General features: G+C 69.4%; 22 protein-coding genes. 15 read left to right on the top strand and 7 right to left on the bottom strand.

Annotation, left to right across the window (positions count from 1 at the left end; translation table 11 throughout):
* From HQ325_RS09380 to HQ325_RS09350, 7 genes are all read left to right on the top strand, one after another.
* On the top strand, window positions 1–252 hold the full coding sequence (locus HQ325_RS09380) for an acyl-CoA carboxylase subunit epsilon (protein WP_222628291.1): 252 nt from the start codon (window positions 1–3) through the stop codon (window positions 250–252).
* The gene (locus HQ325_RS09375) at window positions 249–929 is read left to right on the top strand and encodes a nucleoside triphosphate pyrophosphatase (RefSeq protein ID WP_222628289.1); all 681 of its coding nucleotides are present in this window, start codon (window positions 249–251) and stop codon (window positions 927–929) included. The genes HQ325_RS09380 and HQ325_RS09375 overlap by 4 nt, the downstream gene beginning before the upstream one ends.
* 82 nt (window positions 930–1,011) lie before the next feature.
* Complete coding sequence (locus HQ325_RS09370) at window positions 1,012–1,899, top strand: sulfurtransferase (protein WP_222628286.1); 888 nt, start codon at window positions 1,012–1,014, stop codon at window positions 1,897–1,899.
* Window positions 1,896–2,315, top strand: coding sequence for a SufE family protein (locus HQ325_RS09365; protein ID WP_037186768.1), 420 nt, complete (start codon window positions 1,896–1,898; stop codon window positions 2,313–2,315). Before HQ325_RS09370 ends, HQ325_RS09365 begins: the two co-directional genes overlap by 4 nt.
* A gap of 102 nt (window positions 2,316–2,417) precedes the next feature.
* A complete protein-coding gene (locus HQ325_RS09360; RefSeq protein WP_222628283.1) occupies window positions 2,418–3,875 on the top strand; it encodes a condensation domain-containing protein in 1,458 nt (485 codons plus the stop codon).
* A gap of 89 nt (window positions 3,876–3,964) precedes the next feature.
* Complete coding sequence (locus HQ325_RS09355) at window positions 3,965–5,758, top strand: acetyl/propionyl/methylcrotonyl-CoA carboxylase subunit alpha (protein WP_222628281.1); 1,794 nt, start codon at window positions 3,965–3,967, stop codon at window positions 5,756–5,758.
* Window positions 5,759–5,873: 115 nt separating this feature from the next.
* Window positions 5,874–6,596, top strand: coding sequence for a haloacid dehalogenase type II (locus tag HQ325_RS09350; protein ID WP_222628280.1), 723 nt, complete (start codon window positions 5,874–5,876; stop codon window positions 6,594–6,596).
* Here the strand turns inward: HQ325_RS09350 and HQ325_RS09345 are convergent.
* From HQ325_RS09345 to HQ325_RS09335, 3 genes are all read right to left on the bottom strand, one after another.
* On the bottom strand, window positions 6,575–7,087 hold the full coding sequence (locus HQ325_RS09345) for a bifunctional 2-polyprenyl-6-hydroxyphenol methylase/3-demethylubiquinol 3-O-methyltransferase UbiG (RefSeq protein WP_222628279.1): 513 nt from the start codon (window positions 7,085–7,087) through the stop codon (window positions 6,575–6,577). The two genes, HQ325_RS09350 and HQ325_RS09345, sit on opposite strands and share 22 nt — an antisense overlap.
* 42 nt (window positions 7,088–7,129) lie before the next feature.
* Window positions 7,130–7,669 (bottom strand): NTP transferase domain-containing protein, encoded by a 540-nt coding sequence (locus tag HQ325_RS09340; RefSeq protein WP_222628278.1) that lies wholly within the window; start codon window positions 7,667–7,669, stop codon window positions 7,130–7,132.
* Window positions 7,670–7,802: 133 nt separating this feature from the next.
* A complete protein-coding gene (locus HQ325_RS09335) occupies window positions 7,803–8,444 on the bottom strand; it encodes a pyridoxamine 5'-phosphate oxidase family protein (RefSeq protein WP_222628277.1) in 642 nt (213 codons plus the stop codon).
* Window positions 8,445–8,646: 202 nt separating this feature from the next.
* On the opposite strand from HQ325_RS09335, the gene HQ325_RS09330 reads away from it, so the two are divergent.
* Genes HQ325_RS09330 through pucL form a run of 4 tightly spaced genes read left to right on the top strand, consistent with a single transcriptional unit; the run spans window position 8,647 to window position 12,336 of the window.
* Window positions 8,647–10,551, top strand: a complete 1,905-nt coding sequence (locus HQ325_RS09330) for a solute carrier family 23 protein (protein ID WP_222628276.1) — start codon at window positions 8,647–8,649, stop codon at window positions 10,549–10,551.
* Between the two features lie 30 nt (window positions 10,552–10,581).
* Window positions 10,582–11,091 (top strand): 2-oxo-4-hydroxy-4-carboxy-5-ureidoimidazoline decarboxylase, encoded by a 510-nt coding sequence (uraD, locus tag HQ325_RS09325; RefSeq protein WP_222629140.1) that lies wholly within the window; start codon window positions 10,582–10,584, stop codon window positions 11,089–11,091.
* Entirely contained in the window at window positions 11,088–11,411 is a 324-nt protein-coding gene (gene uraH, locus HQ325_RS09320; RefSeq protein ID WP_222628271.1) for a hydroxyisourate hydrolase, read from the top strand. The genes uraD and uraH overlap by 4 nt, the downstream gene beginning before the upstream one ends.
* A 4-nt stretch (window positions 11,412–11,415) precedes the next feature.
* Complete coding sequence (gene pucL / locus HQ325_RS09315) at window positions 11,416–12,336, top strand: factor-independent urate hydroxylase (protein ID WP_222628270.1); 921 nt, start codon at window positions 11,416–11,418, stop codon at window positions 12,334–12,336.
* On the opposite strand, the gene HQ325_RS09310 is transcribed toward pucL, so the two are convergent.
* Entirely contained in the window at window positions 12,318–13,871 is a 1,554-nt protein-coding gene (locus HQ325_RS09310; protein ID WP_222628269.1) for a PucR family transcriptional regulator ligand-binding domain-containing protein, read from the bottom strand. The two genes, pucL and HQ325_RS09310, sit on opposite strands and share 19 nt — an antisense overlap.
* A 140-nt stretch (window positions 13,872–14,011) precedes the next feature.
* Here HQ325_RS09310 and HQ325_RS09305 point away from each other — a divergent pair, with 140 nt between their 5' ends.
* From HQ325_RS09305 to HQ325_RS09295, 3 genes are read left to right on the top strand one after another with little or no spacing between them, the layout of a single operon-like run.
* Window positions 14,012–15,382 (top strand): 8-oxoguanine deaminase, encoded by a 1,371-nt coding sequence (locus HQ325_RS09305; RefSeq protein WP_222628268.1) that lies wholly within the window; start codon window positions 14,012–14,014, stop codon window positions 15,380–15,382.
* A 4-nt stretch (window positions 15,383–15,386) separates the two neighbouring features.
* Window positions 15,387–16,199, top strand: a complete 813-nt coding sequence (locus HQ325_RS09300; RefSeq protein WP_222628266.1) for an FAD binding domain-containing protein — start codon at window positions 15,387–15,389, stop codon at window positions 16,197–16,199.
* Window positions 16,196–18,898, top strand: a complete 2,703-nt coding sequence (locus tag HQ325_RS09295; RefSeq protein WP_222628264.1) for a molybdopterin-dependent oxidoreductase — start codon at window positions 16,196–16,198, stop codon at window positions 18,896–18,898. The genes HQ325_RS09300 and HQ325_RS09295 overlap by 4 nt, the downstream gene beginning before the upstream one ends.
* Here HQ325_RS09295 and HQ325_RS09290 read toward each other — a convergent pair.
* From HQ325_RS09290 to HQ325_RS09280, 3 genes are all read right to left on the bottom strand, one after another.
* A complete protein-coding gene (locus HQ325_RS09290) occupies window positions 18,886–19,350 on the bottom strand; it encodes an Lrp/AsnC family transcriptional regulator (protein WP_222628262.1) in 465 nt (154 codons plus the stop codon). The two genes, HQ325_RS09295 and HQ325_RS09290, sit on opposite strands and share 13 nt — an antisense overlap.
* A gap of 34 nt (window positions 19,351–19,384) precedes the next feature.
* On the bottom strand, window positions 19,385–20,095 hold the full coding sequence (locus tag HQ325_RS09285; RefSeq protein WP_222628260.1) for a CPBP family intramembrane glutamic endopeptidase: 711 nt from the start codon (window positions 20,093–20,095) through the stop codon (window positions 19,385–19,387).
* Window positions 20,096–20,164: 69 nt separating this feature from the next.
* A complete protein-coding gene (locus tag HQ325_RS09280; protein WP_222628259.1) occupies window positions 20,165–21,319 on the bottom strand; it encodes an NAD(P)H-binding protein in 1,155 nt (384 codons plus the stop codon).
* Window positions 21,320–21,390: 71 nt separating this feature from the next.
* On the opposite strand from HQ325_RS09280, the gene HQ325_RS09275 reads away from it, so the two are divergent.
* The gene (locus HQ325_RS09275) at window positions 21,391–21,993 is read left to right on the top strand and encodes a hypothetical protein (RefSeq protein ID WP_082544656.1); all 603 of its coding nucleotides are present in this window, start codon (window positions 21,391–21,393) and stop codon (window positions 21,991–21,993) included.
* Window positions 21,994–21,998: the final 5 nt, after the last annotated feature.

Below are 21,998 nucleotides of genomic sequence, written 5' to 3'. Positions count from 1 at the left end.
GTGACATCAGCCGACGACCGGACCGAGTCCGGAGCGGACGAGACCGCCCCCTCGGCACCCTTCCTGCGCGTCGAGTCGGGACATCCGACCGACGAGGAGATCGCCGCACTCGTGGCCGTGCTGTCCGCAGCCGACGCAGGGCCGGCCGAGATCCCCGTGCTCGATCACTGGGGTCGTCCGTCCACCATGCACCGCCCGGGCACGGCGTTCTCGCCCTACTCGTTCACCACCGGGGTCACCGGACCGCGGTGACGGTCCGGTTCGTACTCGCGTCGCGATCGCCCGCACGCCTCGCCGTGTTGCGGGCGGCCGGAGTCGATCCGATCGTCCGGGTATCCGACGTCGACGAAGACGCAGTCGCGGCAGCGCTGCCACCCGACGCCCCGCACGAGGTGGTGGTCACCGAACTGGCCGCGGCCAAGGCGACGGTGATCGCGGATGCTCTCGCCCACGATCCGGACCTGTCGACGGGCATCGTCGTCGTCGTGGGGTGCGACTCCATGCTGTCGATCGCCGGTGACCTCGTGGGGAAACCACGGGACGTCGCCGTCGCGCGCGAACGCTGGACGGTCATGGCCGGTGCGAGCGGCGATCTGCTCACCGGTCACTGCGTCCTGCGGCTCGACGACGGCCGGGTGACCGCACGCAGCGCGGCCCACTGCGGGACGACGGTGCACTTCTCCTCGCCGTCCGAGCGGGATCTCGAGGCCTACCTCCGCTCGGGCGAGCCGCTCGCCGTCGCGGGCGCGTTCACCCTCGACGGTCTCGGTGGCTGGTTCGTCGACGGCATCGAGGGCGACCCGTCGTCGGTCATCGGCATCGGCCTGCCGCTGGTACGCCGGTTGCTCGCCGAGGTGGGCGTCGGTGTCGCCGATCTCTGGGAGGGCGCCGAGACGCGTCGTGACGGGATCGACGACACCAGCGTCTGACGCCGTCCCGACGCGCGCCCTAGGATCGTGTGGTCACGCACAACCAGTTCGACCCCCCGTCTGACAACCTCAGGAGACGCACGTGTCCGTCGCGCCAGATCCCCACCCCGCCTTCGCGTCGTTCGCGCACCCCGAACGACTCGTCACGACGCAGTGGCTCTCCGCCAACATCGGCACACCCGGACTCAAGGTCGTCGAGTCCGACGAGGACGTGCTCCTCTACGACGTCGGCCACATCCCCGGCGCGGTCAAGATCGACTGGCACCTCGACCTCAACGATCCCGTCACGCGCGACTACGTCGACGGCGAGAAGTTCGCGGACCTGATGAACCGCAAGGGCATCTCGCGCGACGACACGGTCGTCATCTACGGCGACAAGAGCAACTGGTGGGCCGCGTACGCGCTGTGGGTCTTCACCCTGTTCGGCCACGAGGACGTCCGACTGCTCGACGGCGGACGCGACGCCTGGCTCGCCGAGAACCGCGACACCACACTCGACGTCCCCGACGTCTCCGGGGCGGACTACCCCGTCGTCGAGCGCGACGACGCCGCCATCCGTGCGTTCAAGGACGACGTCCTCGCACACCTCGGATCCGGCCCGCTGGTCGATGTGCGGTCCCCCGCCGAGTACACCGGCGAGCGCACCCACATGCCCGACTACCCCGACGAGGGCGCGCTGCGCGGTGGCCACATCCCGACCGCGCTGAGCATCCCGTGGGCGAAGGCTGCGGCACCCGACGGCCGGTTCAAGTCCCGCACCGAGCTCGACGAGGTCTACGGGGACGTGTCCTCCGATGCCGACGTCATCGCATACTGCCGCATCGGCGAGCGGTCGTCGCACACGTGGTTCGTGCTGACGCATCTGCTCGGGTACGAGAACGTCCGGAACTACGACGGTTCCTGGACCGAGTGGGGCAACGCCGTGCGCACACCGATCGCGCGCGGCGAGGAGCCCGGAGCCCTGCAGTGAGCGGAACACTGCCCGCGCCGCTGGCCGAGATCGTCGACGACTTCGCGGCCGTCGAGGGCCAGGACAAGATCACGATGCTGCTCGAGTTCAGCAAGGAGCTGCCGGCCCTGCCCGCAGGTCTCGAGCAGGCCGCGATGGAGCCCGTCCCGGAGTGCCAGTCACCGCTGTTCCTGTCGGTGGACTCGTCCGACCGGTCTGCGGTGCGCCTGTACTTCAGCGCCCCGCCGGAGGCACCGACCACGCGCGGCTTCGCGTCGATCCTGGCGCAGGGGCTCGACGGGCTTCCCGCCGACGACATCCTCGACGTCCCGGACGACTTCTACACCGAGCTGGGACTCGCGGCGGCCGTGAGTCCGCTACGGCTGCGCGGGATGTCGGCGATGCTCAGCCGCGTCAAACAGCACCTGCGGTCCTGACTCGCCGCTTTGTTCGGACAATGTCGCTCTCGGCGGTAGACTGAGGTACCGAGAGCGACGTCCGGACGGGGCGCCGCGCCGGTGTGGAAGGACAGCCGAATCGTGGAGTTCACCGAACTGGTCGACTACCCGATTCCGGCAGGCACCCTCACCGAATGGATCCCGAGTGTCGGTCCGCACGCATCGACGCCGGAGGACGCGGGGTGGCTGCCCGACGATCGGCCCACCTCCTACGTGCACGAGGCGCACCTGCGTCGCACCCTGGCCAGGCCGTCCGCCGGTCGCGAGTCGTGGCTCGGCACCGCGTTCGACATCGCGGGCCCGCTCGACACCGCCGCGTTCCGCCGCGCGGTCCTGGCATGGATCGACCGGCACGAGGGCATGCGGTCGAACGCCACTGTCGACCCCGACACGGGCGTGCTCTCGCGCGTGACGGCCCCGGTCGGTGCCACCGACATCTGGGTCATCCAGCAGGACGCGTGCACGCAGGCCGGTGAGGTGTACGAGCACCTGCAGCACCTGTTCGACGAGTACACGTCGCCGCTGGTGTGGCCGTCGTACGCGTTCGTCACTCTCGAACCCACCGGACACTCAGGCGGCGACGCGGCACCGGACCACTTCACCGTGTTCTTCGCGGCCGATCATTCGATCATCGACGGGCTGTCCATCGTGCTCATCGCGCACGAACTCACCCGCCTCTACGAGCAGGAGACCACCGGCGCCCCGGCAGGGCTCTTCCCCACCGGCAGTTACCTCGATTTCGGCGAACTCGAGCGCACCCTCTGCAGCGGGGTCGACCGGACGCACGACGCCGCCGTGGAGTGGGCGAACTTCCTCGCCGAGGACGGGGGACGATTCCCGTCCTTCCCGCTCGACATCGGACCCGTCCCGGAGGTGCCGATCCCGCAGGCCGGACTGTCCGCGTGGGTCCTCTCGCCCGAGGAGGCGGACGCGTTCACCGTGGCGTGCCGCCGCGCCGGTCCGGGCTTCTCCGCAGGCCTCATGGCCTCGATGGGCGCTGCGGCGGCTGCCGTGTCCGGTGCGGGGCGTTTCCGTACGGTCACCCCGATGCACACCCGTCACGACCCCTCGTGGGCCGCGTCGCTCGGCTGGTTCGTCGGCGTGGCTCCCCTCGCGTTCGACGTCGCGGACGGCGAACCGTTCGCCGAGGTCATCGTCCGTGCGGGAGCCGAGATCGCGCGCACCCGTCCGATCTCGCGCGTTCCCCTCGATCTCGTCGCCGAGGCGATCGATCTGCGCGACACCCCGCGTTTCGTCGTCTCCTTCATGGATGTGCGCTTCGCACCCGACGCGCGGACGTGGCCCGATGTCAACGCGCGTGCGCTGCGTAGCCGGAAGTACGACCACGACGTCTACCTGTGGGTGCATCGCACTCCGCAGGGTGTCAACATCTCGGCCCGGTTCCCCAGCAGCGAGGTCGCCACCGCCGCCGTCCATCGGTTCGTGGCCGAACTGCGGACCGTGCTCAGCGACGTCGTGACCACCGGGACACACCTCGTGCGGGCCCGGAGTGACCTCACCCCTACACTCCGAAACTAGGATGACCAACCGATGGCGCGGGCGAAGGCCCGTGCTCGTCCGCCGGAGCGACTCCACGCGACGGCCCACCCGACCTCACAGGAGGCTTCGTGCCCAGCCACGCCACTGCCCGCATCAGCAAGGTTCTCGTCGCGAACCGCGGTGAGATAGCGGTACGTGTCATCCGCGCAGCGGCCGACGCCGGCTACACCTCCGTCGCGGTCTACGCCGAACCCGACGCCGACGCGCCCTTCGTCCGCCTCGCCGACGAAGCCTTCGCCCTCGGCGGTCAGACCTCCGCCGAGTCCTACCTCGCGATCGACAAGATCATCGACGCCGCCGCCAAGTCCGGCGCCGACGCGATCCACCCCGGCTACGGCTTCCTCTCCGAGAACGCCGACTTCGCCCAGGCCGTCCTCGACGCCGGCCTGATCTGGATCGGACCGTCCCCGCAGTCCATCCGCGACCTCGGCGACAAGGTCACCGCCCGCCACATCGCCACCCGCGCCAAGGCCCCCTCGGTCCCCGGCACCAGTGAGCCCGTCAAGGACGCCGACGAGATCCTCGCCTTCGCCGACGAGCACGGCCTCCCCATTGCCATCAAGGCCGCCTTCGGCGGCGGCGGACGCGGCATGAAGGTCGCCCGCACCCGCGAGGAGATCCCCGAGCTCTTCGACTCCGCCACCCGCGAAGCCGTCTCCGCCTTCGGCCGCGGCGAGTGCTTCGTCGAGCGCTACCTCGACAAGCCCCGCCACGTCGAAGCGCAGGTCATCGCCGACCAGCACGGCAACGTCGTCGTCGCCGGAACCCGCGACTGCTCCCTGCAGCGCCGCTTCCAGAAGCTCGTCGAGGAAGCCCCCGCACCGTTCCTCACCGACGACCAGCGCGCCGAGATCCACGCCTCCGCCAAGGCCATCTGCAAGGAAGCCGGCTACTACGGCGCCGGCACCGTCGAGTACCTCGTCGGCCAGGACGGACTCGTCTCCTTCCTCGAGGTCAACACCCGCCTGCAGGTCGAACACCCCGTCACCGAGGAGACCTCCGGCATCGACCTCGTGCTGCAGCAGTTCCGCATCGCCAACGGCGACGCCCTGTCCATCACCGAGGATCCGACCCCACGCGGACACTCCTTCGAGTTCCGCATCAACGGCGAGGACGCCGGCCGCGGCTTCCTCCCTGCTCCCGGACCGGTCACCACCTTCATCGCCCCCGAGGGCCCCGGCGTGCGCGTCGACTCCGGTGTCGAGTCCGGCTCCGTCATCGGCGGCCAGTTCGACTCCATGCTCGCCAAGCTCATCGTCACCGGCGCCACCCGCGAGGAAGCCCTCGCCCGCTCCCGCCGCGCCCTCGAAGAATTCACGGTCGAAGGCCTCGCCACCGTCATCCCGTTCCACCGCGCCGTCGTCTCCGACCCCGCCTTCATCGGCGACGGTCAATCCTTCGACGTCCACACCCGGTGGATCGAGACCGAGTGGGACAACACCGTCGAACCGTTCACCGCCGGCGCCCCCATCGAGGACGACGAGAACGGGCCCCGACAGAACGTCGTCGTCGAGGTCGGCGGCCGCCGCGTCGAGGTCTCCCTGCCCGGCCAGTTCTCGCTCGGCGGCAATGCTGCTGCCGGTGGCAACGTCATCCGCCGCAAGCCCAAGCCCCGCACCCGCGGTGGTGCCGGCGGCAACGCCGCCTCCGGTGACGCCGTCACCGCGCCGATGCAGGGCACCGTCGTCAAGGTGGCCGTCACCGAGGGCCAGGAAGTCGTCGCCGGCGACCTCATCGCCGTCCTCGAAGCCATGAAGATGGAGAACCCCGTCACCGCCCACAAGGACGGTGTCGTCACCGGCCTCTCCGTCGAGCCCGGCTCCGCCATCACCCAGGGAACTGTTCTCGCAGAACTGAAGTGAGCCGGCCGGACGCCCGCCCCCGTTACGCTCCTCTCATGGCCGACGACAGTCCGCACGTGAGAACCGATCGACGAGGGCGGGCGTTCCCGTCTCCCTGCTCGCACGGGTACGTGTCGTGACGGCGGTCCGCGCCGCTCTCTTCGACGTGTTCGGCACCGTCGTCGACTGGCGCGGCGGTATCGCCGACGAGGTGCGGCGGTGGCTGGACGAGTACGCCCCCGAACGCGACGACGTCGATCCGGGCGGCTTCGCGGATCGGTGGCGCGCGAGCTATCAGCCCTCGATGCAACCGATCCGGACCGGTGACCGCCCCTTCACCAAGCTCGACGTGCTGCACCGCGAGAGTCTCGTGGAACTGTTGGCGGAGCACATGCTCCCCACCGAGGCGGTCGACGATCTGACTCTGGCGTGGCACCGGTTGCCACCGTGGCCGGACTCGGTCGCCGGTATCGCAGCCGTCCGCGAGTCCGTCATCGTGGCGCCCCTGTCCAACGGCAACGTGTCGTTGCTCCTCGACATGGCCAAGCGTGCCGGCATCCCCTGGGACGCCGTCCTGGGCGCCGAGGTGGTGCAGGCCTACAAGCCGACCCCCGAGTCGTACCTACGGACTGCCGAGTTGCTCGATCTCGCTCCCGGCCAGTGCCTGATGGTCGCGACCCACAACGACGATCTCGCCGCCGCCCGCGGATGCGGACTACAGACCGCCTTCGTGCGCCGCCCGCACGAGCACGGGACGCAGCAGACCGAGTCCGAACCCACCGACGACTGGGAGTTCGTCGTCGACGATCTCGAGGAACTGGGCAGGCTTCTCCGGTCTCAGGCGAGCAGTCGCTCGTAGACGCCGACCTCGGATCCGAGTTCCCAGGCGCCGATGCCCTCGAAGGACGACAGCACGCGCTCGTGATTCCAGTCCTCGTCGACGTGGATCTCGTGCGGATTGCCCTCGATCTCGTGCTGCGGGTAGTGGACGATCGGGATGGACAGGTACGCCGCCCGCGTCGCGGCCGCACAGCACTTGGCCCACAGCGCCACCGCGTCGGCCTCCGTCATGTGCTCCGCCACGTCGCCGATGATCACCACGTCCGCCGTCGGAAGGTCGACCTTGCGCGCGTCTCCGAGAATGATCTCGTCGTAGTACTCGTGGAGGCGATAGGTCTCGACGTACGGCTCCCAGATCTCGACACCGGTGATGCGGGAGAGCTGCGGTCCTGCAAGCAGTTTCGCGTAGGTCCCCACCCCCGGTCCGATGTCGAGCACGGAGACGGGTCGCTCGGACCCCAGGGCGTGGACACGGTCGCGGGTCCAGGACTTACCTTCGGACGAACTCATCGGCATGACTGTCCTGTGCCCAGCCTGGCTCTCGCGTAACCGTCAGGGGCTCGGGCGATCGTGATCTCGACCCGTCGCGAGGTCCCCGCACTCGACGGTGATCACGTCGGGGTTGCCGCGGAGAAAGGTCCGGGCGCCCTGATCCCCGGTCGCCGCCTCCGCCACCTGCGCCCACCACCGACGCGCGAGCACCACGGGGTGACCGGGAGTGTCGTCGAAAGTGGCCCGCGCGATTCCGGTGCTCATGGCGTGGTCGAGAACCCGCCCCACCACCTCGGCGCCGATGTCGGGGGTGTCCACCAGGTGCAGCACCGCGAGGTCGGCGTCGGTCGTCTCACATGCCTGCAGGCCCACCTGCACCGAGCTGCCCATACCGGTGCGCCACTCCTCGTTCACCACGGCCCGCGCGCCGGAAGGCATCTCCGGCGCCGCGGCACCCACGACGACCAGGACCTCGTCGCACCCGCCATCGCGCAGCGCCCGCACCGCCAGGTCCAACCAGAGCCCGTCCTGCGACAGGATCTTGGGGGCGCCGTACCGGGTGCCCGCACCCGCCGCGAGCACCACGCCGACCGTCGTCATGCGACCACCCTGCACGGGCGACGACCCCGGCGCCAGTGCGCGTCGAGCACCTCCCGGGCGCCACGACCCACTTCTTGCACCCACGCGCGGGAACCCGCCCCCAGCGCCCGCGAGTGGAACACCCCGTGCACGCCTACTCCAGCCACGCCTCCAGCTCGGCGATGCGGTCGAGCAGCACCTTCTCCCGCGCCGCGGCGTCGCGCTCGTACAGCGCCCCCATCCTGCTCACGTAGTCCTGGTCGTAGCGCGGGATGATGCTGCGGGTGCAGTTCCAGTCGATCGCTTCGACGGAGATCACGACGCTGCGTTCGCACCGCGATTCGACGGTGCCGCCGGGTACCTGCCGGAGTCGCTCGAGCAACGCCGGGTCCGCACTCCCCTCGACCACCGTCGCGCGGCCGTAGATCTTCACGCGCTGGCGGCGCGGGTAGTCCACGACGATCAGCGCCACGCGATCGTTCGCGTCGAGATTGCCGGCGGTCACGTACTGGTTGTTCCCGGCGAAGTCGGCGAACGCGAGTGTGCGGTCGTCGAGCACCTGCAGGAACCCGGCCGGCCCGCTGCGGTACTGGACGTAGGGCCATCCGGTCTCGGTGACCGTCGACAGGTAGAACTGGTCCGCGGCGCGGATGATCACCTTCTCGCGGCCGTCGAGTGCGTCGGGTCCGTCGTCACCGCGTTCCGTCTGCGCACCGTAGGCCGTGTAGCTGCCCTTCTCGCGCTGCCGCGCCAGCGCCGAGGATCCGAACACCAGGTGGTGATAGTGGTTGCTCATCGCCCCTCACTCTTCACCACCTGTTGGCGGATCACCCAACGACCAGCGCGGACCGGTGCCCCGACTTTGTGCGGTCTCGACTGGCGGGGTGGCTCCGCATGGCGGAGTCTGATCGCACCGCACGCCGGTCACTCGCCGCCCTGCACCGTCGCAGGGCACCGCCTCAGGCCTTTTCGGCCCTCGCCTGGAACCAGGTCCACTCATGACTGTTCGCTCCGCCGTCACGCGGCGTCACCCCGTCGACGAGGTTCTCCCCGCCCACAAGCTGGCGGCCTACGGGTTCCAGCACGTCGTCGCCTTCTACGCCGGGGCGGTGCTGGTCCCGATCATCATCGGTGGGGCCATCGGGCTCACCAACGAGCAGTTGATCCACCTGATCAACGCCGACCTCTTCACGTGTGGCATCGCCTCGATCATCCAGGCGGTCGGCTTCCGGAAGATCGGTGTGAAGCTGCCGCTCCTGCAGGGCGTCACCTTCGCCGGTGTCAGCCCGGTCATCGCGATCGCGATGGCGAACGGCGGCGGAACCGAGGGGCTGCTGTACGTGTACGGCGCCGTCATCGTGGCGGGCCTGTTCACGTTCCTCATCGCCCCGTGGTTCAGCAGGCTGCTGAGGTTCTTCCCGCCGGTGGTGACCGGAACGGTCATCGCCATCATCGGTATCGCCCTGCTGCCGGTGGCCGTCAACGACGCCGTCACCAATCCTGCGACGCACGAGCAGGATCCGACGAACGGTCGCTGGATGGCCTACGCGATCGGGACCCTGGTGATCATCGTGCTGATCCAGCGATTCTTCCGCGGCTTCACCGCCACCATCGCCGTGCTGCTGGGACTCGTCATCGGCAGCGCCACCGCGTACGTGTTGGGCGACATGACGTTCGACGGTGTCTCCGAGGCGTCGTGGGTAGGGTTCACGCAGCCGTTCCTGTTCGGCGCGCCCAAGTTCAGTGTCATCGCCATCATCTCGATGATCGTGGTCCTGATGATCACGGCTGTCGAGTCGACGGGCAGCGTCTTCGCCACGGGTGAGATCGTCGGCAAGCGGATCACGAAGGACGACATCGCTGCCACCCTGCGTGCCGACGGCGTGGCCACGGTCATCGGTGGTTCCTTCAACTCGTTCCCGTACACGGCCTTCTCGGAGAACGTGGGTCTGGTGCGGCTGACTCGCGTGCGCAGCCGCTGGGTGGTCGCCGCCGCCGGTGCCATCATGATCATCCTGGGCCTGCTGCCGAAGACGGCGGCGGTGGTCGCGTCCATTCCGTCGCCCGTCCTGGGCGGCGCCGCGTTGGCGCTCTTCGCCACCGTGGCGGTCGTGGGCATCCAGACCCTGTCGAAGGTGGACTTCACCGATCACCGCAACCTCATCATCGTCGCGACCAGTCTCGGTCTCGCCCTGCTGGTCACGATCCAGCCGACCGTCTCGGAGGGTGTCCCGAGCTGGCTCGAGCTGCTGTTCTCGAGCGGCATCGTGCTGGGTGCGTTCACCGCGATCGTGCTCAACATCCTGTTCTTCCATGTGGGCGGCTCGCGCGGGGCGACGGTCGCCGGCTCCCCCGGCGACTCCATCACTCTCGACGCCGTCAACGAGATGAGCCTCGACGAGTTCTCGACGACGTTCGGCGACGTGGTGCAGGGATCCGACTGGGTGGTGCGCCGCGCGTACGAGCAACGTCCCTACGCGGATGCTCATGCACTGCGGGAGGCGTTCCAGGATTCCCTGCTCGCAGGCACCACGGAGGAGCAGGTCGAGCTGATCAGCGCCTTCCCCGATCTGGGCAGCGAGGACGACACCGGCACCGCGTTCGCCAAGGACCACGTCTCGCTCGCGCACCTCGGCGACGAGGAGCACCGCTCGGTCGTCGACCTGGCCACCGCCTACCGGGATCATTTCGGCTTCCCCCTCGTCATCTGCGCGGCCGAGACCGAGCACTACGACCGGGTGCTCGCCAACGGGTGGTCGCGGATGGAGAACTCCCCGGGTGCGGAGCGGTCGTTCGCCATGATCGAGGTCGCGAAGATCGCGAACCACCGGTTCGACGACCTGGTCGCCGATGCGAATCCCATCGCCGCGGCGCGTTTCGGCAGACTGAACGACCTGTCCTGATCCCCACCACAGAAGGGAACGCTCGTGTTCCTGCACGAAGCACTCGGGCTCGACGGATTCAATCGGCTGTCCGATCGCGCCGCGATGCACGCCTTGTTCGAGTGCTGCTCGTCGTCCATCTGGGCGCGCCGGGTGGCCGCCGGTCGCCCCTTCGACAGCGCCGAGGCCCTCCTGGAACGCGCCGACAGCGAGTTGGCGGAACTGTCCGAGACGGAGATCGACCGCGCACTCGACGGTCATCCACGTATCGGCGCCTCGGTGACCGCCGGCTCGTCGTCGCAGCGCGAGCAAGCGGCCGTGAGCGAGGCGGACCAGGGCGTCAAGGACGCGCTCGCGGCGGGGAATCGGACCTACGAGGAGAAGTTCGGCCACGTCTACCTGGTGTGTGCGACCGGCCGCCCGGCGACGGAGCTTCTCGCTATCCTCACCGAGAGGCTCGACAACGATCCGGAGACGGAGAGGCGCGTGATGAGAACCGAACTGGCGAAGATCAATCGAATCAGGTTGACCCGCATGCTGTCCGAGCGGACCGAACAGTGAGTGTCAGCACCCACGTCCTCGACGCGGTGCACGGGGCCCCGGCGACGGGGGTGGGTCTGGCGGTGGTCGACGAGCACGGCGACGTGGTCACCACCGGCATCACCGACGAGGAGGGCCGCGCCAAGGAACTGCTGCCCGACGACGCTGTTGCCGGTGTCTACACACTGGTGTTCGACACCGCCGCGTACTTCGAACAGTCCGGGACGCAGACCTTCTACCCCGAGGTGTCCATCACCTTCACCGTCCTCGACGTCGATGCGCACCACCATGTTCCGCTGTTGCTGTCCCCGTTCGCGTACTCCACCTATCGAGGAAGCTGACGCCATGACCGACCTGACCGGGAACATCGTCCTGGGAGCAAACCAGTACGGCAAGGCCGAGAACCGGGTGGTGCGGATCTATCGCGACACCGCCCGCCACGAGATCCGGGACATCTCCGTGTCGTCGGCACTGCGGGGCGACTTCTCCGCCGCCCATCTCGTCGGTGACCAGGGCGCGGTCCTGCCGACGGACACCCAGAAGCAGACCGCGTACGCCTACGCGAAGGAGAAGGGCCTGCTGCATCTCGAGTCGTACGGCCTCGATCTGGCACGGCATTTCGTCGACGACGTCGAGCCGGTGACGGAGGCGCGGATCGAACTCGAGGAGTACGCGTGGGAGCGTGTCACCGTGGACGGCCGCCCCCACGATCACACGTGGGTGCGCAAGGGCCAGGAGACGCGGGTCGCCTCGGTCACCGTCGCCGGCACCGGATCGGAGCAGAAGACTTGGGTCACGGCAGGTTTCAAGGATCTGATCATCTTGAAGTCGACGGGGTCCGAGTTCGCCGGCTTCCTCGAGGACTCCTACACCGTGCTCGCCCCGACTCATGATCGCGTCATGGCCACCTCACTCGAGGCGCGGTGGCGCTACACCACCACCGACGTGGCGTGGGACGAGGTGTACGCCGGCGTCAAGGCGGTGATGATCGAGCAGTTCGCCGCACTCCAGTCGCTCGCGTTGCAGCAGACATTGTTCGCGATGGGACGCGCTGCGCTGGAGGCATTCCCGTTCATCGCGGAGCTCCGGATGAGCGCACCGAACAAGCACCACTTCCTGTACGACCTAGACCGGTTCGGCGTCGAGAACAACGGCGAGGTCTTCCACGCCGACGACCGTCCGTACGGGCTCATCCAGGCGACCGTCGAACGCGAGGACGCCCCCGACGCGGGATCCGCCTGGCGGGGTTACAGCGTCGTCGGCTGAGGCCCCAGCACGGCCAAGGCGACGAAGACGTCGGTGCGGTCCTCCGTCGTCCCCAGGTCTCGGTCCGTCAGCGCCTCCACCCGTCCGATGCGGTACCGCACCGTGTTGACGTGCACGTGCAGCGCGTCGGCCGTGCGACTCCACGAACCGTCGTGGTGCAGGTACGCCCGCAGCGTGTCCAGCAGTCCCGCGTCGGTCCGGCTGTCGTGGTCGAGCACCGCGCCGAGCACCCGTCGGGCGTAGGCGGCGCGCAGTCCGTCCGGGACCACCGAGAGCAGGACGGCGGCCGACCCGGTGTCCGCGCTGGTCCGCACCGCGATGCGGTCGGCCGACGCCGCCGCGACTTCGCGTGCATGCTGTGCCGACCGCACACAGCCGACGAGGGCCGCGGCCTCCACCGCCGTACCCACGCCCACGGCGATCCGTCCGGTCACGGTGTCCTCGAGTCGACGCAGTGCAAGGGCGAGATCGGCGGCCATGCGGGTGGACGTCCGACCGGGAGGTAGCCCGACGACGCCGATCACGAGGTCCCCGCCGGTGACTCCCACACTCACCGCACCGTCGACCGATTCCCGCACCGCGTCGGTGAGCACCGCGGCCAGGACCTCGACAGGCAGATCCGCGGTGGCGGCCAGCGCGACGACGTCTCCTGTCACGTCGACGCCGATCTGACGAATGCGTTCCAGCGCCTGCTCTCCGGATCCGTCGACGATGAGTTCGGCCGCGCGGTCGGCCATGGTGCGCAGCACCCGCGCGCCGTCGTCGACGCGCACGCGATCGAGGGCCGCGATGCTCGCCAGCTGACCGAGCGCATCGAGAATCTGCCCGTCCATGCACTCGTGGTCACCGTCCACGACGAGATACCACGCAGTCGCGCGGTGACCGAAACTCGATCCGACGGGCAGCACGGATCGCACCGTGCTCCCCGTGACCACGCGGCACGGAAGACTCTGCGCCGCAGTGCGGACGAGAGCGTCCACCACCTCCGTGGTCAGCGGCTCGCCGGACACCACGGACCGGCCCACCGCGGTGATGATTCGGCAGGTCACGCCGGTGTCCCGCGCCGTCTCGTGTGTGAGGTCGGCGAGCGCGCGTCCCTCGGTGACCGCGGTGAGCAATCGGTGCTGGCGGGCCAGACTGGCGGACAGGCGCGCAACCCGATCGCCGGTCACCCGGCTGGTGACGGCCTCGATGACGTCCGCGAACGCCACCGCCGACGGCACTGCCAGCAGCGGTAGCGAGTACTTCTCGCACGCACGCACCACGTCGTCGGGAACGGACCCGAACACTTCGTCGCCCGCCGCGAGCGCCACAGCGCCCGCCGCGACGACCGACGCCACGAAGGCATCGCTGTCCTCCGGCGCGCGGCGCCACACCATGCCGGTGACGACCAGCTCACCGCCCACGATGTAGCGCGACGGATCCGGCAGATCGGTCGCGAAGGCCCACCGCACGGACCTACCGAGTTGATCGTCGGTGCCGACGAGGCGCCGCAGCGCGAGCTCCGGTACGTCGAGCACGTCCTGGATCAGCACACCCGTTCACCTGCCCGCATCGTCGTTGGAGGATCCGACAGTAGGCGGCGCTCGTTTCGGCCACATTTCGTCGGCGCGCGCCCTGCGCGGGTCGCCGTCACGGTGTTGACTCGGTGGCACAGCGAGGACAGGAGTACGACGTGCCGGACCCCATTCTCATCACGGACGCCCACGTGATCACCGTGGATCCCGCCCGCTCCGAGTGGGCGGCGGGCTGGGTCCTGATCGAGGACGGGCTCATCGCGGCGCTCGGCGACGGGACACCGCCGCCGCGTCCCGACGGTCCGGAGATCACCGTCATCGACGGCCGCGGTTGCGTCCTGACTCCCGGTCTGGTGAACACGCACCACCATCTCTATCAGTGGATCACCCGCGGTCTGGCGGCCGACTCGACGCTCTTCGAGTGGTTGACGACGTTGTATCCCGTGTGGGCCGGCATCGACGCCGACTCGGTCCGCGTCGCGGCGACGGGTGGGCTCGCCCGGTTGGCCGCGACCGGATGCACCACCACCACCGACCACCTCTACGTCTTCCCCCACGACGGCGGCGACGTGTTGGGCGCCGAGATCGACGCCGCGAGGACGGTCGGTCTGCGGTTCCACCCGACGCGCGGATCGATGGACCTGGGACACAGTAAGGGTGGCCTGCCACCGGACAACGTCGTGGAGTCGCTCGATGCGATCCTGGCCGCGAGCAGCGCCGCGGTCGACCGTTGGCACGACTCGTCCTTCGGATCGATGCTGCGCATCGCTCTCGCACCGTGCTCGCCGTTCTCCGTCACCGGCGACCTCCTCCGCGAATCGGCGACGCTGGCGCGCGAGCTCGGCGTCCGGTTGCACACACACCTCGCCGAGACGCTGGACGAGGAGGAGTTCTGCCGCAGCAAGTTCGGCATGACGCCGGTGCAGTACATGGAATCGGTCGGCTGGGTCGGCAACGATGTCTGGTACGCGCACGCCGTGCATCTCGACGACGCCGCGATCGCGACCATGGCGGCCACCGGAACCGGGGCGGCCCACTGCCCCACGTCCAACGCGCGGCTGGGCGCCGGCATCGCCCGAGCGCGCGATCTGATCGACGCGCGGGTTCCCCTGGGGCTCGGGGTCGACGGTGCCGCCAGCAACGAGTCCTGCAGCATGCTCGAGGAGGCGCACCACGCTGCACTGTTCGCGCGGGCGCGGGGTGGCCCGCGGGCGATGACGGTGAGGGAGAGTCTCGAGCTCGCCACCATCGGCGGTGCGCGAGTCCTCGGCCGTGAGAACGAGATCGGGTCGCTCGAGGTGGGCAAGGTGGCCGACCTGGCGCTGTGGCGCATCGACGGCGCCGCCCACGCGGGCATCACCGACCCCGTCGCCGCGTTGGTTCTGGGCGACCGGCCGCCCCTCGAACGGCTCCTCGTGCACGGGCGGGTGGTGGTCGAGAACGGGGTGGTGGTCACCGTCGACGAGGAGACGGTGGCCCGCGACGTGGCGGCGGCGCACACGGCGCTGCTCACGAAGGCCGGGCGGTGATCGCGTGGACCTGAACACCGTGCGCGAGGTCGTCCGGGCTCGTACGCGGGGCGATCTCTCGGTCATCGACGGCGGCACCGCCGTGGTGGCAGGTGGGACGTGGGTCTTCTCGGAACCGCAGGTGGGGGTGCACCGACTGGTCGATCTGACGGACCTCGGCTGGGAACCCGTCGTCGTCGGTCAGGGGCTCGAGATCGCCGCGACGTGCACCGTGGACACGCTGCGTCGGATGTCGTGGCCGCCGCGGTGGCCGGACCTCGAGTCGCTGGTGGCCCTCTGCTCCGACGCGTTGCTCGCGTCGTTCAAGGTGCAGCAGTTCGCCACGGTCGGCGGGAACATCGCGCTCGGACTGCCCGCGGGATCCATGACCTCGCTGTGTTCGGCGCTCGACGGCGTCGCGGTGATCTGGACCCCCGACGGTCACGAACGGCGCGTACCCGTCGCCACGCTGGTCACCGGACCCCAACACACGTCGCTCGCACCGGGCGAGGTGATACGCAGCATCGAGATCGACGACGCCGTTCTGCGCTCCCGTTTCGCCTGCCGCAGAATGTCCTTGGCACCTCGCGGGCGCTCCGGCGCCGTCGTGATCGGTCGCCGGGACGCCGACGGATCGTGCGTCCTCACCGTCACCGCGTCGACGCGCCGCCCGCACCAGCTGCGACTCGAGGCAGTGCCGCACGCCGAGGACGTGGCCGCGCTGCTGGACGCCGCGATACCCGCCGACCAGTGGTACGACGACGTGCACGGGGCACCGGACTGGCGACGCCACGTGAGCGGCTTGCTGGCACAGCAGATCTGCGAGGAGCTGTCATGAGAGTGGGAGTCAACGGGGAGACCGTGGAGATGTCCCCGCGACCGGGCCAGTGCCTGCGCACGGCCCTGCGCGACGTCGGGCGCTTCGAGGTGAAGAAGGGGTGCGACGCGGGCGACTGCGGCGCGTGCTCGGTGCTGCTGGACGGTGCCGCCGTCCAGTCGTGCATCGTTCCGGCTTACCGCGCCGAAGGTCGGGAGGTCACCACGGTGGCCGGGCTGGGCACGCCGGACGACCTGCATCCGATGCAGCAGCGATTCGTCGACGCCGCGGGATTCCAGTGCGGTTTCTGCACGGCCGGCATGATCGTCACCGCCGCCGCCCTCAGCGACGAGCAGACCGAGGATCTGGACACCTCGCTCAAGGGAAACCTGTGTCGCTGCACCGGGTATCGGGCGATCACCGACGCGGTCACGGGGGTGCGCACCATCGAGAAGTCCACCGAGGGACCGGCGTGCGGACGCTCCGTCGCCGCACCGGCCAGCGCTCGCGTCGTCACGGGAACGGAGCCCTACACGCTCGACGTCGCGATGCCGGGTCTACTGCATCTGTCGGTGCTGGGGAGCCCCCACGCCCGTGCGCGCATCGTCTCGATCGACACGTCGGCCGCACTGGCCGCCGAGGGTGTGGTCGCGGTGCTCACCCACGAGGACGCGCCGCCCGTCGCGTTCTCCACCGCACGCCACGAGTCACGGGACGACGATCCCGACGACACTCTCGTTCTGGACCGCGAGCTCCGCTACATCGGGCAGCGGGTGGCGGCGGTGATCGCCGAGTCGGTGGCCGCCGCGGAGGAGGGCAGACGGCGCCTCCTCGTCGAGTACGAGGTGCTGCCCGCCGTGCTGCATCCCGCGGACGCGCTCGCACCGGGAGCCCCGATCGTCCACGCCGGCAAGGGTCCCGAGGCCAGGATCGCGGACGTCGAGCGCAACGTCGTGGCCGAGGTGAGCGGTACGACCGGCGACGTCGAGGCGGGTCTGGCGGCCGCGGACGCCGTGGTGACCGGAACGTGGCGCACCGCCCGCGTGCAGCACACTCACCTCGAGACGCACGGTGCGATCGCCTGGTTCGCCGAGGACGGGCGCCTGACCGTCCGCACGAGCTCGCAGGTCCCGTTCCTCGTACGGGACGAGCTGTGTCACATCTTCGACCTCGATCCCGACACCGTGCGGGTGTTCACGACGCGGGTCGGTGGCGGGTTCGGCGCCAAACAGGAGATGCTCACCGAGGATCTCGTGACGCTCGCCGCTCTGACGGTGCGTCGACCGGTACAGCTCGAGTTCTCCCGTGCCGACCAGTTCACCGTCGCGCCCTGTCGGCATCCCATGGAGGTGTCGGTCACCGCAGCCGCCACGGCCGACGGCACGCTCACCGCGCTGACCCTCGACGTGCTGAGCGATGCCGGCGCCTACGGCAACCACAGTCCCGGTGTGCTGCACCACTCCACCGACTCGATCGCCCTCTACCGCTGCGCGGCCAAGCGCGTCGAGGCGAGAGCGGTGTACACGAACACGATTCCGTCCGGCGCGTTCCGCGGATACGGCGTCGGGCAGACCGGTTTCGCCGTCGAGTCGGCGCTCGACGAGTTGGCGCACCGACTGCACATCGATCCGATCGAGTTCCGGCGTCGCAACGTCGTCGTGCCGGGTGATCCGTTCGTCGCCGCGCACGTCCTCGACGGCGACCTCCTGTTCGGCAGTTACGGACTCGACCAGTGCCTCGATCTCGTGGACGAGGCACTCGCCGAGCCCGGATCGCCGGCGCCCGACGGATGGCAGGTGGGCGTCGGCGTGGCCATCGGCATGAATGCCACCGTGCCGCCGCGCGGCCACGTCTCCGACGCGTCGATCACGGCCCTGCCCGGAGCGCGCTACCTGGTGCGTGTCGGCACTGCCGAATTCGGTAACGGCACCACGACGGTGCACGGTCAGATCGCGGCGTCGATCCTGAACACGACCGTCGACCGCATCGAGATCGCACAGTCGGACACCGACGTCACCTCCCACGACACGGGCGCCTTCGGGTCGGCGGGCACAGTGGTCGCCGGCAAGGCTGTCGCACTCGCCGCGGAGTCGTTGCGCGAGCGCATCATCGGTGCCGCATCGAGCCTGACCGGATCGCTGCCGACGCAGGGCGTGCTCGGTCCGGAGGGCGTCACGGTGGACGGCGCACTGTGCTCCCTCGACGAGATCGTCGCGGCCCACGACGGACCGTTGGCGGCGGACGGGTACCACGGCGGATCGCCTCGCTCAGTGGTGTTCAACGTCCACGGGTTTCGGGTCGCGGTCGACCCGGCAAGCGGACGCGTCGCGATTCTGGACTCCGTACAGGCCGTCGACGCCGGCACGGTGATGAATCCGGTGCAGTGCCGTGGACAGGTCGAAGGTGGTGTGGCGCAGGCGTTGGGCGCCGCATTGTACGAGGAGATGCGGCTCGACGAGTCGGGGCACGTGACCACCGCGTCGCTACGGAATTACCACATCCCGCAACTCGCCGACGTTCCGACGACGCGAGTGTTGTTCGCGGACACCTACGATGCGCTCGGGCCGCTGGGTGCGAAGTCGATGAGCGAGTCCCCGTACAACCCCGTCGCACCGGCGTTGGCCAACGCCGTCACGGACGCCGTCGGCGTGCGGCCCCACGCACTGCCGATGTCGGCGGACCGCGTCTGGAGGATGCTGCAGCGCGATCAGGAGTCGTAGAAGGTCTGCAGGATGATGGTGCTGCGGGTCTGCACGTTGGCGGTGGTCCGGATCTGCTGCAGCAGTCGCTCGAGGTCCCGCGGTGACGCGACGCGGACCAGCAGCACATAGCTGTCCTCCCCCGCCACGGAATGGCACGCCTGCACCTCGGGCAGCGGCCGCAGACGCGCGGGGGCATCGTCGGGCGCCATCGGATCCAAGGGGGTGATGGCCACGAACGCCGACAGTGGCTGGCCGATGGCCTCCCGATCGACGCGCGCGGTGTATCCGAGGATCACCCCGGACGACTCGAGCCTGCGCACGCGTGACTGCACGGCCGAGACCGAGAGGCCCGCCCGCTCCGCGAGGTGAGCGAGCGTCGCGCGGCCGTCGGTGATCAGCTCCTCCACCAGCACGCGGTCGGTGGCGTCCAGATCGTCCGAGCGGACGGACTTGCCTCGTGCACCGGTCATGGGCGCTACCCTGCCACGTCCCGATCGGGCAGCGTCAGGCGAACAGTGGGGGCATGGCGAAGACCATGACCGTCGACCACGCGACGTGCGTCAGGATCGGCGCGAGAATGCCGCCGGACGCCCGGCGTTCGAGTCCCAGCACGAAACCGAGGGTGATGGCGGCGAAGCCGAGCATCGGGTTGCCCGTGGCCAGAGTGGCGATGGTGTAGACGACCGTCGAGATGACGACCGGCCGCTTCACGCCGATGGCCGAGAACAGAGCGCCGCGGAAGAAGATCTCCTCGGCCACCCCGTTGAACAGTGTGATGAAGACGATGAGCGCGAGCGGTCCGACGCGGGCGTGATCGAGGACGTTGGCCGTGAAGTCCCGCAGCGGCGGGATCTCCCGCACGACCAGTGCGCCGAGGATGAACACGCCACCCGCGGCGAGACCGATCGCGATCGGCGTGATGATCGGCCGCCGCAGGGTCCCGCGGAAGTTGATGCGACCGAGGTGCAGTGGCCCGGACAGGAAACCGCCCACGATCCACACCAACGCCAGCGCGATGGTCAGCGTGTAGAACATGGGGTCGCCGGGCTCGGTCGACAGCGACACTCCCAGCAACGTCGCGCCCACGACGAGCACGACCGCCACGATGATGCGCCGCCGTAGGAAGGCGCGATCCGTCTCGTGATGGTCGCGATCGACCTTGTCCACCAGCGCGTTGCGCACGATGGACTCGGCCTTCATCTGCCAGGACACCATGAAGTACTCCTCCGGCTCGTCGAACCTGTCGGTCGTGTCGGAACTTGCGGTCTGTGGACGAGAGACCGACTAGAACTTCAGAAGAGACCGTACCCGGGACGAGACCGCGGCAACCACGTCCAGGTTGGTCCGGACGACCGGAGCGACGGGCCACGAGTAGAGCACCGCACCGATGCCGAGTGCCTCGGCGAGCTTCCACCCGTCCTCGCTCAGCAGTTCGGCGCCGCGGCGGCGAATACTGCGGACATCGCCGCCGGTCCACTCCGCGTCCGAGGACACCAGGCGCAGCGAGTCGGGCGTCGTGGCCAGGCCGCGGGTGGCGCTCGCGCCGAGCAGGCTTCGGCGCATGGCGTCGTCGACGTCGGTGAGACCGCCCTCGGGCTCGGGGACGAACTCCGAGATGCGGTTCTCCGAGGCGGTCATCGAGTTGACGAGCGACTGCACCAGGTCGTCGGCGAGCAGTCCCGGCACCGGGATCAGACGACCGATCACCAGGGCCGCAAGCTTGGTCGGGATGCCCGGGGCGGGCACCCCGAGACGATGCAGTTCGGCGGCGCGGACATAGGCGAAGACGAGGTCCTTGTAGGGAAGAATCTCGGGGCCGGCGATGTCGTACGCGTCGGCGGGTACGTCGGGCGATGCGCAGGCGATGAGGTAGTGCACGACGTCGTCGACGGCGATCGGCTGCACCGGCTTGCTCAACCAACTCGGGAGCGGCAGCACCGGGAGTCGGTCGGCGAGATAGCGGATCATCTCGAACGACGTCGACCCGGCGCCGATGACGATCGCGGCGCGCAGCCACACCACCTCGATGCCGTCGATGGTGAGCGCCTCGCCCACCTCGGCGCGGCTCGCGAGGTGCTCGGACAGCTTCTCGCCCTCGGGGACGAAGCCACCGAGGTAGACGATGCGTCGGACTCCCGCAGCGCGTGCCGCCTCGGCGAAGTGCCGCGCGGACGCGAGGTCGGTGGCCCGGTAGCCGGACTCCCCGATGGCGTGCACCAGGTAGTACGCGACGTCGATGTCCTCCGCGGACAGCGCCTCGGCGCACGAGTCGGCGTCGGTTACGTCGAGTCGCACGGCCCGCACGTCGTCGTGCCAGTCGAAGGCGGTCAGCCTCTCCGGCGTGCGCGAGCCCACGACGACGCTCTCGTCGGCCGACACGAGCGCGTCGACGAGGCGAGAACCGATGTAGCCGCTGGCCCCGGTCACGAAAGCAGTCATGTTCTCGACATTACGGGTGCAGTGCGCTCGCATACCGCCGCGTGAGGGGCGTCACCGTGCACACTGTGCTCATGGCCGACGTGGATCGACACCGAGCACCCGACAACGATCTGTCGGTGCGCACCGTCCGGCTGCCCGTACCGTCCCTCGGCAACATGCTCGGACTCGCCCGCGGGACCGTGCTCTGGTCACTCGACACCGTCGCGTTCGTCGCGCAGCTGCCCCGGCGCATCGACGACCTGTTCGTGCGTGTCGACGAGGTGATCGCCGCGATCGAGCGCATCACCGACCAGGCTCAGACCGTCATCGGAAAGGTCTCGGCCACCACCGAGGACGCGCAGGGCGTCATCGTCGGAGCGGAGTCCGCCTCGTCCAAGGCGCTGGCGATGATCTCCGAGCTCGAACCCATCACCGCGCGCGCGATCCCGCTGGGCCGCACCTTTGTGGACAACTTCTCCGAGGCCGAGGTGGAGGCGGCGGTGAAGCTCGTGGACCAGCTGCCGGAGCTGGTGCAGCGGATGGAGGGCATCATGCCGATCCTCGCGACGCTCGACACGGTGTCCCCCGAGATCCACGAACTGCTCGAGGTGACCAAGGACGTGCGCAAGGCCGTCATCGGCATCCCGGGTTTCAAGTTCTTCCGCAATCGCGGCGAGGAACGCCTGCACGACTGATCGTC

It is taken from the genome of Rhodococcus sp. BP-349 (genome assembly GCF_019835845.1).
Classification (GTDB): Bacteria; Actinomycetota; Actinomycetes; order Mycobacteriales; family Mycobacteriaceae; genus Rhodococcoides.
Note: the sequence above shows the minus strand (reverse complement) of the source record. Positions and strands in the feature narration are given on the sequence as shown.